This is a genomic window from Streptococcus mitis (assembly GCF_946190065.1).
In the GTDB taxonomy this organism is placed as follows: Bacteria; Bacillota; Bacilli; order Lactobacillales; family Streptococcaceae; genus Streptococcus; species Streptococcus mitis_DE.
The window spans coordinates 42,074-55,313 of record NZ_CAMHZD010000009.1 but is presented as its reverse complement, the minus strand read 5'-3'; the positions used below and the strand labels follow the sequence as shown (position 1 = coordinate 55,313).

Annotated in this window: 13 protein-coding genes; 11 read left to right on the top strand and 2 right to left on the bottom strand. The window is 38.4% G+C overall.

From position 1 onward, the window contains the following. The first annotated feature begins 45 nt into the window (after positions 1–45). The 11 genes from OCF96_RS05565 to OCF96_RS05515 all read left to right on the top strand — a co-directional run bounded on the left by OCF96_RS05565 (position 46) and on the right by OCF96_RS05515 (position 11,209). On the top strand, positions 46–1,521 hold the full coding sequence (locus OCF96_RS05565; protein ID WP_000338737.1) for a PTS galactitol transporter subunit IIC: 1,476 nt from the start codon (positions 46–48) through the stop codon (positions 1,519–1,521). A 214-nt stretch (positions 1,522–1,735) separates the two neighbouring features. Further along, positions 1,736–2,632, top strand: a complete 897-nt coding sequence (locus tag OCF96_RS05560; RefSeq protein ID WP_261446645.1) for an aldose 1-epimerase family protein — start codon at positions 1,736–1,738, stop codon at positions 2,630–2,632. A gap of 284 nt (positions 2,633–2,916) precedes the next feature. After that, positions 2,917–3,342, top strand: a complete 426-nt coding sequence (lacA, locus tag OCF96_RS05555) for a galactose-6-phosphate isomerase subunit LacA (protein WP_000029277.1) — start codon at positions 2,917–2,919, stop codon at positions 3,340–3,342. Between the two features lie 148 nt (positions 3,343–3,490). Next, complete coding sequence (lacB, locus tag OCF96_RS05550; RefSeq protein WP_050390022.1) at positions 3,491–4,006, top strand: galactose-6-phosphate isomerase subunit LacB; 516 nt, start codon at positions 3,491–3,493, stop codon at positions 4,004–4,006. A 10-nt stretch (positions 4,007–4,016) separates the two neighbouring features. Continuing rightward, the gene (locus OCF96_RS05545) at positions 4,017–4,946 is read left to right on the top strand and encodes a tagatose-6-phosphate kinase (protein WP_261446644.1); all 930 of its coding nucleotides are present in this window, start codon (positions 4,017–4,019) and stop codon (positions 4,944–4,946) included. Between the two features lies 1 nt (position 4,947). Further along, the gene (gene lacD, locus OCF96_RS05540) at positions 4,948–5,928 is read left to right on the top strand and encodes a tagatose-bisphosphate aldolase (RefSeq protein WP_001229114.1); all 981 of its coding nucleotides are present in this window, start codon (positions 4,948–4,950) and stop codon (positions 5,926–5,928) included. A 234-nt stretch (positions 5,929–6,162) separates the two neighbouring features. Continuing rightward, on the top strand, positions 6,163–6,999 hold the full coding sequence (locus tag OCF96_RS05535; protein ID WP_261446643.1) for a transcription antiterminator: 837 nt from the start codon (positions 6,163–6,165) through the stop codon (positions 6,997–6,999). A gap of 34 nt (positions 7,000–7,033) precedes the next feature. Next, positions 7,034–7,351: a PTS lactose/cellobiose transporter subunit IIA gene (locus tag OCF96_RS05530; RefSeq protein WP_261446642.1), complete on the top strand. Its 318-nt coding sequence runs from the start codon at positions 7,034–7,036 to the stop codon at positions 7,349–7,351. Continuing rightward, positions 7,351–9,042, top strand: a complete 1,692-nt coding sequence (locus tag OCF96_RS05525; RefSeq protein ID WP_201059063.1) for a lactose-specific PTS transporter subunit EIIC — start codon at positions 7,351–7,353, stop codon at positions 9,040–9,042. The genes OCF96_RS05530 and OCF96_RS05525 overlap by 1 nt, the downstream gene beginning before the upstream one ends. A gap of 461 nt (positions 9,043–9,503) precedes the next feature. After that, entirely contained in the window at positions 9,504–10,910 is a 1,407-nt protein-coding gene (gene lacG, locus OCF96_RS05520; protein WP_141230867.1) for a 6-phospho-beta-galactosidase, read from the top strand. A gap of 41 nt (positions 10,911–10,951) precedes the next feature. Beyond that, positions 10,952–11,209 carry a DUF3884 family protein gene (locus OCF96_RS05515; protein WP_000471575.1) on the top strand — a complete coding sequence of 86 codons (258 nt, stop codon included), beginning with the start codon at positions 10,952–10,954 and terminating at the stop codon, positions 11,207–11,209. A gap of 104 nt (positions 11,210–11,313) precedes the next feature. On the opposite strand, the gene OCF96_RS05510 is transcribed toward OCF96_RS05515, so the two are convergent. Together OCF96_RS05510 and nrdF are read right to left on the bottom strand one after the other, a co-directional pair. Further along, on the bottom strand, positions 11,314–12,081 hold the full coding sequence (locus OCF96_RS05510; RefSeq protein WP_049516646.1) for a DeoR/GlpR family DNA-binding transcription regulator: 768 nt from the start codon (positions 12,079–12,081) through the stop codon (positions 11,314–11,316). Between the two features lie 142 nt (positions 12,082–12,223). Then, positions 12,224–13,186 (bottom strand): class 1b ribonucleoside-diphosphate reductase subunit beta, encoded by a 963-nt coding sequence (nrdF, locus tag OCF96_RS05505; protein WP_000451386.1) that lies wholly within the window; start codon positions 13,184–13,186, stop codon positions 12,224–12,226. Positions 13,187–13,240: the final 54 nt, after the last annotated feature.

The window sequence follows — 13,240 nt, the reverse complement described above, 5'->3', positions numbered from 1 at the left end:
TCAAATTTGTTAACATTCATATAGCATAAAAAGGGAGGAACTGTTATGGATGCAATCTTTGGCCTAATCAAAGAATTTTTCACACCTATCTTAGATATGGGTGGACCTGTCATCATGTTAATCATTTTGACAGTATTGGCTTTACTTTTTGGAGTTAAATTCTCCAAAGCGCTTGAAGGTGGTATCAAACTTGCCATCGCTCTTACTGGTATCGGAGCTATCATCGGTATGCTAAATGGTGCTTTCTCAGCATCACTTGCAAAATTCGTTGAAAACACTGGTATCCAATTGAGTATCACTGACGTTGGTTGGGCACCACTTGCAACAATCACTTGGGGATCTGCTTGGACACTTTACTTCTTGCTTATCATGTTGATTGTCAACGTAGTAATGCTTGCTATGAAGAAAACTGATACACTTGACGTCGATATCTTCGATATCTGGCACTTGTCTATCACAGGTCTTTTGATTAAATGGTATGCAGACAACAACGGTGTGAGCCAAGGGGTTTCACTCTTGATTGCTACAGCAGCTATCGTCCTTGTTGGTGTGTTGAAAATTATCAACTCTGACTTGATGAAACCTACATTTGATGACCTTCTTAACGCACCAAGTTCATCACCAATGACATCAACTCACATGAACTACATGATGAACCCAGTTATCATGGTTTTGGATAAGATTTTTGAAAAATTCTTCCCAGGTCTTGATAAATATGACTTTGATGCTGCTAAATTGAACAAAAAAATCGGTTTCTGGGGATCTAAATTCTTTATCGGTTTCATTCTTGGTATTGTTATCGGTATTATGGGAACTCCACATCCAATTGCAGGGGTTGCAGATGCAGATAAATGGCGTCTTGTTATCAGAGGATGGTTGTCTCTTGGTTTGACTGCCGGTGTATCTTTGGAACTCTTCTCACTTATCGGTTCATGGTTCATCGCAGCCGTAGAACCACTATCACAAGGTATTACAAACGTTGCTACTAAACGTCTTCAAGGACGTAAATTCAACATCGGTCTTGACTGGCCATTCATCGCTGGTCGTGCTGAAATCTGGGCTTGTGCTAACGTACTTGCACCAATCATGTTGATTGAAGCTGTGCTTCTTTCAAAAGTTGGAAATGGTATCTTGCCACTTGCAGGTATCATCGCAATGGGTGTTACTCCAGCTCTCTTGGTTGTAACACGTGGTAAATTGCTCCGTATGATTATTTTCGGAACACTCTTGTTACCACTCTTCCTTCTTTCAGGTACACTTATCGCACCATTTGCAACAGAACTTGCTAAAGGTGTAGGTGCCTTCCCAGCAGGTGTGAGCGAAACTCAATTGATCACTCACTCAACTCTTGAAGGACCAATCGAAAAACTTCTTGGTTGGACAATTGGTAACACTACAACAGGTGATATCAAAGCAATCCTTGGTGCTGTAGTCTTCCTTGTATTCTATATCGGTATCTTTGCATGGTACAGAAAACAAATGATTAAACGTAACGAAGAGTACGCAGCAAAAGCAAAATAATGCGCTCCTATAACGCTCCTATAAAATGTAAGCTCAATGAAAATCAAAGAGCAAACTAGGAAGCTAGCTGCAGGCTGTACTAAAGTACAGCAAGGCGACGCTGACGAAGTTTGAATTGGATTTTCGCAGAGTGTAAATTGTTGAAACTAGGTTGTCATACCATTAGGAGTGACAGCCTAGTTTTTTATAAACTATCAAGAAATCGGAGAAAATAATGGTAATTGAATTAAAATCAGAACAATTAAGAGTACAATTTAACAGTTTTGGTGGGGCTCTTTCTTCTATAAAAGATGCTGAGGGACTGGAGTATTTGTGGCAAGGGGATCCTACTTATTGGAGTGGACAAGCTCCTGTTCTGTTTCCCATTTGTGGTTCATTGAGAGAGGATACAGCACTTTATATAGATGAGAAGGGACAAGAAAGCAAAGGAAAGATTCCTCGTCATGGTTTGGTTCGCAAGAAAGAATTTGAATTAGTTGAACAGACAGATAATAGTGTAACTTTTGCAATCGAAGACGATGAGAATAGCTATCAAAACTATCCTTATCATTTCCGCCTAGAAATCACTTATAGCCTTTCTGGCAAAACAGTACGAACTCAATACAAGCTTTTCAATAAAGAAACTAGCAAGGTCATGCCTTACTTTATTGGTGGACATCCAGGCTTTAATTGTCCTCTACTTGATGATGAAGTCTACGAAGATTACTATATAGAGTTTGAAAAAGAAGAGACTTGCTCTGTTCCACGTCCTTTCCCAGAAACGGGTATGCTGGATTTTCAAGATAGAAGTCCATGGCTAGAAGGTCAAAAAGAATTAGACCTCAGCTATGATCTTTTCAGTACAGATGCAGTTACTTTAGATGAATTGCAATCTAGAACAATTGCTCTTCGTTCTCGTAAACATGATAAGGGATTGAAAGTGCACTTTGCAGAGTTTTCAAATCTCATTATCTGGTCAACTTTGAATAAAGGACCTTTCATTGCTTTTGAACCATGGTCTGGCTTGTCAACATCCCTTGAAGAAGGAGATCATCTAGAAGATAAGAAAAACGTTCGCCTACTAGAACCTGGTCAAGTGGATCAAATTGGTTTTGATATCGAAATTTTTTAGTTAAAAAACACAAAAACAAACATCAACTGTTGACTTTTTTAAGAAATAGGAGTATATTATGTTTGTAAGCAACAAATGATGTTTGCAACAAACAAATAATCACTTGTTATATTCTCTTTCGTGGAGAAAGATTATTTCTAGGAAACTGATTTCCTAAACTTGAATAAGGTGCAATTCATCTCATTCAATCCAATTTGTCAATAAACTGCTAGAAATCCTTTTGTAGGTAAACTGCTAACTATAAAAGTCTTTACTAGCCTAGAAAAATAAAAGGAGTATACAATATGTCTATTGTTATCGGTGCAGATGCTGCAGGTTTGAGATTGAAAGAAGTTGTGAAAGACTTCTTGGAAAAAGAAAACTTCCACGTTGTGGATGTTACAGCTGAAGGTCAAGACTTTGTTGATGTGACTCTCGCTGTTGCTGCAGAAGTAAACAAAGAAGAACAAAACCTTGGTATCGTGATTGATGCTTATGGAGCTGGTCCATTTATGGTCGCAACTAAGATCAAAGGAATGGTTGCTGCAGAAGTATCTGACGAACGTTCAGCTTATATGACTCGTGGCCACAACAACTCACGTATGATCACTATGGGTGCACAACTTGTTGGTGATGAATTGGCTAAAAACATCGCTAAAGGATTTGTTAACGGTAAATACGATGGTGGACGTCACCAAATTCGTGTCGACATGTTGAACAAAATGTGCTAATACTCTTCAAAAATCAAGATAATCTGTCGTCAGCTCACTTTAGCTAACCACAGTTATGCTTGCAGCTAGCTTCCTAAGCTAATCTTGATTTTTCTTGAGTAAGGATAAATGATATTAGATTTATATAATTAATCGGAGGGAATAACTAATGAGAATTGCAATTGGATGTGACCACATCGTAACAGATGAAAAAATGGCGGTTTCAGAATTTTTGAAATCAAAAGGATATGAAGTCATTGACTTTGGTACATATGACCATACACGTACTCACTACCCAATCTTTGGAAAAAAAGTAGGTGAAGCTGTAACTAGCGGTCAAGCTGATCTTGGGGTATGTATCTGTGGTACTGGTGTTGGTATCAACAACGCTGTAAATAAAGTCCCAGGTGTTCGTTCTGCCTTGGTTCGTGATATGACAACAGCCCTTTATGCTAAAGAGCAATTGAACGCCAACGTTATTGGTTTTGGTGGTAAGATTACTGGTGAATTACTCATGTGTGATATCATTGAAGCTTTCATCCATGCTGAATACAAACCATCTGAAGAAAACAAAAAATTGATTGCGAAAATTGAACACCTTGAAAGTCATAACGCACATCAAGCAGACGCAAACTTCTTCACTGAATTCCTTGAAAAATGGGATCGCGGAGAATACCACGACTAAGAGGTAACCTATGATTTTAACAGTCACAATGAACCCATCCATTGATATTTCCTATCCCTTGGATGAGTTGAAGATTGATACTGTCAATCGTGTGGTGGATGTAACCAAAACGGCTGGTGGTAAGGGACTCAATGTTACTCGCGTACTTTCAGAGTTTGGAGATTCTGTCCTTGCTACTGGCTTAGTTGGTGGTAAACTTGGTGAGTTTTTGGTTGAACATATCGATGATCAAGTAAAGAAAGATTTCTTCTCAATTCAGGGGGAAACTCGTAACTGTATCGCTATTCTCCATGGAGACAACCAAACAGAAGTTCTTGAAAAAGGTCCTGAAGTATTGAAACAGGAAGGTCAAGACTTTTTGGAACATTTCAAAAATCTTCTGGAGTCAGTTGAAGTAGTAGCTATCTCAGGTAGTCTGCCAGCTGGTCTTCCAGTTGATTACTATGCGAGCTTGGTAAAACTTGCTAATCAAGCTGGCAAGCCTGTTGTCTTGGATTGCTCTGGTGCAGCACTTCAGGCGGTTCTTGAATCACCACATAAACCAACAGTCATCAAACCAAATAATGAGGAATTATCCCAGCTTCTTGGAAAAGAAGTTTCTGAGGATTTGGATGAATTAAAAGAAGTACTTCAAGAACCTTTGTTTGCAGGGATTGAATGGATTATTGTTTCACTTGGTGCCAACGGTGCCTTTGCCAAACATGGTGACACTTTCTACAAGGTAGATATTCCTAGAATTCAGGTGGTAAATCCTGTCGGATCTGGAGATTCTACTGTAGCAGGAATTTCTTCAGGACTTCTTCATAAAGAATCGGATGCAGAATTACTCATCAAGGCAAATGTCCTTGGTATGCTCAATGCTCAAGAAAAAATGACTGGTCATGTCAATATGGCCAACTATCAAGCTCTATATGATCAATTAATAGTAAAAGAGGTATAAAATGGCTTTAACAGAACAAAAACGTGCACGCTTAGAAAAACTTTCTGATGAAAATGGTATCATCTCAGCTCTTGCATTTGACCAACGTGGTGCTTTGAAACGCCTCATGGCACAACACCAAACAGAAGAACCAACTGTGGCTCAAATGGAAGAACTTAAAGTCTTGGTAGCAGATGAATTGACTAAATACGCTTCATCTATGCTTCTTGACCCTGAGTATGGACTTCCAGCAACTAAAGCTCTTGATGAAAAAGCTGGTCTTCTCCTTGCTTATGAAAAAACAGGTTATGATACAACAAGTACAAAACGCTTGCCAGACTGCTTGGATGTTTGGTCTGCAAAACGTATTAAAGAAGAGGGTGCAGATGCAGTTAAATTCTTGCTTTACTATGATGTAGATAGCTCAGACGAACTCAACCAAGAAAAACAAGCCTACATCGAACGCATCGGTTCTGAGTGTGTGGCTGAAGATATCCCATTCTTCCTTGAAATTCTTGCTTACGATGAAAAAATTGCGGACGCAGGTTCTGTAGAATACGCTAAAGTAAAACCACACAAAGTTATTGGTGCTATGAAAGTCTTCTCAGACCCACGCTTTAACATTGATGTCTTGAAAGTAGAAGTTCCTGTTAACATTAAATATGTTGAAGGTTTCGCTGAAGGTGAAGTAGTTTATACACGTGAAGAAGCAGCAGCCTTCTTCAAAGCTCAAGATGAAGCAACTAACTTGCCATACATCTACTTGAGTGCTGGTGTATCAGCTAAACTTTTCCAAGATACTCTTGTATTTGCCCACGAATCAGGTGCAAACTTTAACGGAGTTCTTTGTGGCCGTGCTACATGGGCTGGATCAGTTGAAGCTTACATCAAAGATGGTGAAGCAGCAGCTCGCGAATGGCTTCGTACAACTGGCTTTGAAAACATTGACGAACTCAACAAAGTTCTTCAAACAACAGCGACTTCATGGAAAGAACGCGTGTAAGAAAGTCCTCCTAGGTTAGGAACATGAATCTAAAAAAATTTTAAAAAAAGTTTTATGTAAAGGTTTACAAAATAACTTACTTGTGCTATACTTAAATCACAAGTTAATACAAGGTGAGTGTTACTAAGTAATATTAGGCATGATCACAGGTGAATTAGAAATCGGCTGATTTTCTAGTTCATTTGTGGTCATTTTTTATACTCATATACCTTTAAGATATAAAAGGAGGTTGACATGTATCGAATTCTAAATCCAATAAATCACAATGTCTCGCTTGTCAGAAATGATAAAGGAGAAGAAGTGATTGTGATTGGTAAAGGGATTGCATTTGGAAAGAAGAAGGGAGATTTTATTGCTGAACAGCAGGTTGAGAAAATCTTTCGGATGAAGACCGAAGAGTCCAGAGAAAACTTTATGGCTCTCCTCAAAGATGTTCCGCTTGATTTTATCACGGTGACCTATGAGATCATTGATAAGCTATCAAAGAAATATCATTATCCGGTTCAAGAATATCTCTACGTGACCTTGACAGACCATATTTACTGTTCTTACCAAGCTCTAGCACAAGGAAGGTACAAGGATAGTAATCTGCCAGATATTTCCACTAAGTATCCTGTCGCTTTTCAAATCGCAAATGAAGCATTTGAAATTTACCGTCAGAAGCTAGCAGATCATTTTCCTGAGGACGAAATTATTCGGATTGCTTATCATTTCATTAATGCCGAAGGTGAAAATGAAGTGGAACTTGTGGAGTCGATTGATAAGAGGAAAGAAATTCTCAGGAATGTTGAAGAAGTTTTAACGGACTATGCAATTCAACGAACCAAAGAGAATAACCATTTCTATGATCGTTTTATGATTCATTTGAATTATTTCTTGGATTATTTAGACAGGTCTAGAGATGATAACCAATCACTTCTGGATATGGAAGACCATATCAAACAATCCTATCCAAAAGCGTTCGAGATTGGTTCCAAGATCTATGATGTGATCACGCAACATACGGGTCTTGATTTGTATAAAAGTGAACGAGTTTATCTAGTTCTACATATCCAACGTTTATTGTCATAAAAATTTATTTAAACTATATAAGGAGAATTCTATCATGAATAGAGAAGAAGTAACATTGTTAGGTTTTGAAATCGTAGCCTATGCTGGCGATGCTCGTTCAAAACTATTGGAAGCCTTGAAAGCTGCTGAAGCTGGTGATTTTGCAAAAGCGGATAGTCTGGTAGAGGAAGCTGGTAGCTGTATTGCAGAGGCTCACCACGCGCAAACAAGTCTATTGACTAAGGAAGCTTCAGGTGAGGACTTAGCCTATAGTGTAACCATGATGCATGGCCAAGACCACTTGATGACAACTATTTTGTTAAAAGATTTGATGCACCATTTAATTGAACTGTACAAGAGAGGAATTAAATAATGAACAAACTAATTGCATTTATCGAGAAAGGAAAGCCTTTCTTTGAGAAATTATCTCGTAATATCTATCTTCGTGCTATTCGTGATGGTTTCATTGCAGGTATGCCTGTTATTCTCTTCTCAAGTATTTTTATCTTGATTGCCTTTGTACCAAACTCATGGGGCTTTAAATGGTCTGATGAAGTTGTAGCCTTTCTCATGAAACCTTACAGCTATTCAATGGGGATTCTAGCTCTCTTGGTAGCTGGTACAACAGCTAAATCTTTGACCGACTCAGTAAACCGTAGCATGGAGAAAACTAATCAAATCAACTATATGTCAACACTGTTGGCAGCGATTGTTGGTTTGTTGATGTTGGCAGCTGATCCTATCGAAAATGGTCTAGCTACTGGATTCTTGGGGACAAAAGGTTTGCTTTCAGCCTTCCTTTCAGCCTTTGTTACCGTAGCAATCTATAAGGTTTGTGTTAAGAACAACGTCACTATTCGTATGCCTGACGAAGTTCCACCAAATATCTCACAAGTCTTTAAAGATGTGATTCCATTCACTCTCTCAGTTGTTTCTCTTTATGCTCTTGATTTACTAGCTCGTCATTTTGTTGGTGCTAGTGTAGCAGAATCAATCGGTAAATTCTTTGCACCACTCTTCTCTGCAGCTGATGGCTATCTAGGTATTACCATTATCTTTGGTGCCTTTGCCTTCTTCTGGTTTGTTGGCATTCATGGTCCATCTATCGTTGAACCTGCTATCGCAGCTATTACCTATGCCAATGCCGAAGTCAACTTGAATCTTCTCCAACAAGGTATGCACGCTGACAAGATTCTTACTTCTGGTACACAAATGTTTATCGTTACCATGGGTGGTACTGGTGCGACACTGGTTGTTCCATTCATGTTCATGTGGTTAACAAAATCTAAACGTAACCGTGCAATCGGTCGTGCTTCAGTAGTTCCAACATTCTTTGGTGTAAATGAACCAATCTTGTTTGGTGCACCACTTGTATTAAACCCAATCTTCTTCATTCCATTTATCTTTGCTCCAATCGCAAACGTTTGGATATTCAAATTCTTTATTGAAACACTTGGAATGAACTCATTTACTGCTAATCTACCATGGACAACTCCAGCTCCACTAGGTCTAGTTCTTGGTACGAACTTCCAAGTTCTATCATTCATTCTTGCTGCCCTTCTAATCGTGGTTGACGTAGTCATTTACTATCCATTCCTTAAAGTATATGATGAACAAATTCTTGAAGAAGAGCGTTCAGGTAAATCTAATGATGAATTGAAAGAAAAAGTTGCCGCAAACTTCAACACTGCAAAAGCAGATGCTATTCTTGAAAAAGCTGGTGTAGAAGCAGCACAAAATACAATCACTGAAGAAACAAATGTCCTCGTTCTCTGTGCAGGTGGAGGGACAAGTGGACTTCTTGCGAATGCTTTGAATAAGGCAGCTGCAGAATACAATGTTCCTGTGAAAGCAGCAGCAGGTGGCTATGGTGCTCACCGTGAAATGTTGCCAGAGTTTGATCTTGTTATCCTTGCCCCTCAAGTTGCTTCAAACTTTGAAGACATGAAAGCAGAAACAGATAAGCTCGGTATTAAACTAGCGAAAACAGAAGGCGCTCAATACATCAAATTAACTCGTGATGGAAAAGGTGCTCTTGCATTCGTACAAGCTCAATTCGATTAACGATAGGGACTGTGAAACAGTCTCCTATCGTTACGGCAATCGCTATGGCGAATTTCCTAATCGCCTTGTTAATTCGTCGGTAAAAAGCTATCGTTTTTACCTCCTCATGTCACAATTCGATTAATAATAGGGACTATGAAATAGTCTCCTATCGTTACGGCAATCGCTATGGCGAATTTCCTAATCGCCTTATTAATTCGTCGGTAAAAAGATATCGTTTTTACCTTCTCATGTCACAATTCGATTAACGATAGGGACTATGAAATAGTCTCCTATCGTTACGGCAATCGCTATGGCAAATTTCCTAATCGCCTTATTAATTCGTCGGTAAAAAGCTATCGTTTTTACCTCCTCATGTTACAATTCGGTGACTTGGTACAAGAAGTGAGATGGAGAAGGATGGCTCACTGACTCCTCTCCTCTCACTTTTACTTTATTTAAATCAAGAAATAGGTGAAAAAATGACAAAATCATTACCAAAAGACTTTATTTTCGGTGGCGCAACAGCTGCCTATCAAGCAGAAGGCGCTACGCATACTGATGGAAAAGGACCAGTTGCTTGGGATAAATATCTTGAAGATAACTACTGGTACACTGCCGAACCAGCCAGTGATTTTTACAATCGATACCCAGTTGACCTCAAGCTAGCAGAAGAGTATGGTGTCAATGGTATTCGAATTTCTATTGCCTGGTCACGTATTTTCCCGACTGGTTACGATCAAGTAAATGCTAAAGGTGTTGAATTTTATCATAATCTATTTGCAGAGTGTCACAAACGTCATGTTGAGCCTTTTGTAACTCTTCATCACTTTGATACGCCAGAAGCTCTCCACTCAAATGGAGACTTCTTAAACCGTGAAAATATTGAACACTTTGTAGACTACGCTGCCTTCTGTTTTGAAGAATTCCCAGAAGTAAACTATTGGACAACCTTTAATGAAATTGGGCCAATTGGTGATGGTCAATACTTGGTTGGAAAATTCCCTCCAGGTATTCAGTACGACCTTGCCAAAGTTTTCCAATCGCACCACAATATGATGGTTTCTCATGCGCGTGCAGTTAAGCTATATAAAGATAAAGGTTATAAAGGTGAAATTGGTGTTGTTCACGCACTGCCAACCAAGTATCCTTTAGATCCTAAAAATCCAGCAGATGTTCGTGCAGCTGAGTTGGAAGATATCATCCACAATAAATTTATCTTGGATGCAACTTATCTAGGTCACTATTCAGCTGAAACGATGGAAGGCGTCAACCATATCTTATCAGTCAATGGTGGTAGCTTGGATCTTCGTGAAGAAGATTTCACAGCATTAGAAGCTGCGAAAGACTTGAATGATTTTCTAGGCATCAACTATTATATGAGTGACTGGATGGAAGCCTTTGATGGAGAAACTGAAATTATCCATAATGGTAAGGGTGAGAAAGGAAGCTCTAAATACCAAATCAAAGGTGTTGGTCGTCGTGTAGCTCCTGACTATGTACCACGTACGGATTGGGATTGGATTATCTACCCTCAAGGTTTGTATGACCAAATCATGCGCGTGAAGAAAGATTATCCGAACTATAAGAAGATTTACATCACTGAAAATGGACTTGGTTATAAAGATGAGTTTGTAGACAATACTGTTTATGATGATGGCCGTATTGATTATGTCAAACAACACTTAGAGGTCTTATCTGATGCGATTGCTGATGGTGCAAACGTCAAAGGATACTTCATCTGGTCATTGATGGACGTCTTCTCATGGTCAAACGGTTATGAAAAACGTTACGGTCTCTTCTATGTAGACTTTGAAACTCAAGAACGTTATCCTAAGAAATCAGCTCACTGGTACAAGAAAGTAGCAGAAAGTCAGATTATAGACTAGTAGAATGAGTAATTAGATATAGAATTCTAGTGAGGCAAAAGATGTTCAAAGATTTTATCCAATCTATTTATGAAAAAGTTTATATTATCAATTTTGATAAATGTTTTCAAATACCTTGTTTGACTAATGAGGAGCTGAAAAATTTTGGGAAATGGTATGTCTCTACCGGTAAAGAATGGATTTGCCATTCAGACTATGAGCTGGAAGAATTTAAAAATATCTTTTTAAATTTTATCAGTCCTGAAGAACGGGATAATATCTCCTTTGATTCAGATTTTATGCCGTTTCAACAATCATAAATAATCTAGGAAACTCCTTGTAAAAATCTTCATCCAAAAATGCGTCATATCAAGATTCTTATTTTCTTGATATGACGCATTTTATTTTTTATCAATCCTCAGTTTTATGGTTTAGAAAGAATAATTTTTGTTTGTTTTGAAAGTTGTTCAAACGTTTCTTTGCTCAGTTTAGAATCTGAAACGATGATATCAATATCAGAGATATTGTAGAAGGTATAGAAATCAAATTTATTGAACTTACTATGGTCAGCTAGTAAGTATTTTTTATTGGAATTATTGAGGGCGATGCGTTGAGATTCACCTTCCTCTTCACTAAAGGTCGCAATCGCATTGTCCTGAATACCATTACAGCTAACGAAAGCTTTAGAAAATTGAAGATTGGCTAAGTTTTGCAAGGTTAGTGTTCCCACAAAGGCTCCAGTGATAGAGCGGTAGTTTCCACCGATTAAAATCAAATCTGTTAGTTTTCGTTCGTTTAAGATGAGAAAGACTGGTAAACTGTTTGTTACAACACGAATATTATCAATTGGAAGTTCACGGGCAAAAGATTCTAAGGTCGTACCAGGGCCGATAAAAATAGTTTCACCCTCATCAATCAAATGGCCTGCAAAACGGCTAATTTCTTGTTTTTCTGCGATTTGTAAGCTTTGTTTTTCAATATTGGAACGTTCATTATTTAAAATAGAACCTGTGCGAATTTTTTCAGCTCCCCCGTGCACCCGAACAAGTAAATCCTTGTCTGCTAACTCTTGTAAGTAGCGTCTAGCAGTCATATCCGACACATCCAAGCGAGTCATGATTTCTTTGACAGTAATAGTTCCCTTTGTATTTACCGTTTCTAGAATATTATCTAGTTTTTCCTGCTTTAACATCGTTATCACCTCTATTTCTATTACTATTTTATCATAAAGTATTCAATCAATCAATTTAAAAAACAAAAGAAAACAAAAACAAAAATATCATGGTTGTTTTAAACAAGCCATGATATTTGTTATCAGTTCTGGGATAATTGAATTAGTCCAAACCGTAGTTGTAGTCATCGTCTTGCATAGCTTCAACTTCACCAAGAAGGTAACCATTTCCGACTTGAGAGAAGAAGTCGTGGTTAGAAGTTCCTGTTGAAATACCGTTCATAACGATTGGGTTGACATCATCAGCTGAATCTGGGAAGAGTGGATCTTGTCCCAGGTTCATGAGTGCCTTGTTAGCATTGTAGCGAAGGAAGGTTTTGACTTCTTCAGTCCAACCAACACCGTCATAGAGGCTCTCTGTATAACCTTCTTCATTCTCGTAGAGAGTGTATAGCAGATCGTACATCCATTCTTTGAGTTTTTCTTGCTCTTCTTCAGGTAATTCATTGAAACCAAGTTGGAATTTATAACCAATGTAGGTTCCGTGAACAGATTCATCACGAATAATCAATTTAATGATTTCAGCGACGTTGGCCAGTTTGTTGTTACCGAGATAGTAGAGGGGAGTGAAGAAACCTGAGTAGAAGAGGAAGGTTTCAAGGAAGACACTAGCAACTTTCTTTTCAAGTGGGCTACCGTTTAGGTAGATTTCGTTGACAATCTCAGCCTTCTTTTGTAGGTAAGGATTGGTATTGGTCCATTCGAAAATTTCTTCAATCTCAGCTTTGGTATTCAAGGTAGAAAAGATTGATGAGTAAGATTTAGCGTGAACAGATTCCATAAATTGGATGTTATTGAAAACAGCTTCCTCATGTGGTGTACGGATGTCCGCGCGAAGGGCTTGAACCCCAGTTTCAGATTGCATAGTATCGAGAAGTGTTAAACCACCAAAGACTTTCCCAACCAAGTCTTTTTCTACATTTGATAGCTTTCTCCAGTCATCCAAGTCATTTGACAAAGGAATACGTGTATCGAGCCAGAATTGCTCCGTCAGTTTTTCCCAAGTTGATTTGTCGATGACATCTTCGATGGCATTCCAGTTAATGGCTTTGTAGTAAGTTTCCATTTTGAAATCTCTTTCTGTGTTTAGTATTGCGAACTCACAATTACTTCTATTTTA

What these genes read in the sequence shown, in the direction of transcription:
- lacA (WP_000029277.1), top strand. Translation starts at nt 2,917, where the DNA reads ATGTCTATTGTTATCGGTGCAGATGCTGCAGGTTTGAGATTGAAAGAA.
- OCF96_RS05510 (WP_049516646.1), bottom strand. Translation starts at nt 12,081, where the DNA reads ATGTTAAAGCAGGAAAAACTAGATAATATTCTAGAAACGGTAAATACA.
- OCF96_RS05530 (WP_261446642.1), top strand. Translation starts at nt 7,034, where the DNA reads ATGAATAGAGAAGAAGTAACATTGTTAGGTTTTGAAATCGTAGCCTAT.
- OCF96_RS05545 (WP_261446644.1), top strand. Translation starts at nt 4,017, where the DNA reads ATGATTTTAACAGTCACAATGAACCCATCCATTGATATTTCCTATCCC.
- lacD (WP_001229114.1), top strand. Translation starts at nt 4,948, where the DNA reads ATGGCTTTAACAGAACAAAAACGTGCACGCTTAGAAAAACTTTCTGAT.
- OCF96_RS05565 (WP_000338737.1), top strand. Translation starts at nt 46, where the DNA reads ATGGATGCAATCTTTGGCCTAATCAAAGAATTTTTCACACCTATCTTA.
- OCF96_RS05515 (WP_000471575.1), top strand. Translation starts at nt 10,952, where the DNA reads ATGTTCAAAGATTTTATCCAATCTATTTATGAAAAAGTTTATATTATC.
- OCF96_RS05535 (WP_261446643.1), top strand. Translation starts at nt 6,163, where the DNA reads ATGTATCGAATTCTAAATCCAATAAATCACAATGTCTCGCTTGTCAGA.
- OCF96_RS05525 (WP_201059063.1), top strand. Translation starts at nt 7,351, where the DNA reads ATGAACAAACTAATTGCATTTATCGAGAAAGGAAAGCCTTTCTTTGAG.
- nrdF (WP_000451386.1), bottom strand. Translation starts at nt 13,186, where the DNA reads ATGGAAACTTACTACAAAGCCATTAACTGGAATGCCATCGAAGATGTC.
- lacG (WP_141230867.1), top strand. Translation starts at nt 9,504, where the DNA reads ATGACAAAATCATTACCAAAAGACTTTATTTTCGGTGGCGCAACAGCT.
- lacB (WP_050390022.1), top strand. Translation starts at nt 3,491, where the DNA reads ATGAGAATTGCAATTGGATGTGACCACATCGTAACAGATGAAAAAATG.
- OCF96_RS05560 (WP_261446645.1), top strand. Translation starts at nt 1,736, where the DNA reads ATGGTAATTGAATTAAAATCAGAACAATTAAGAGTACAATTTAACAGT.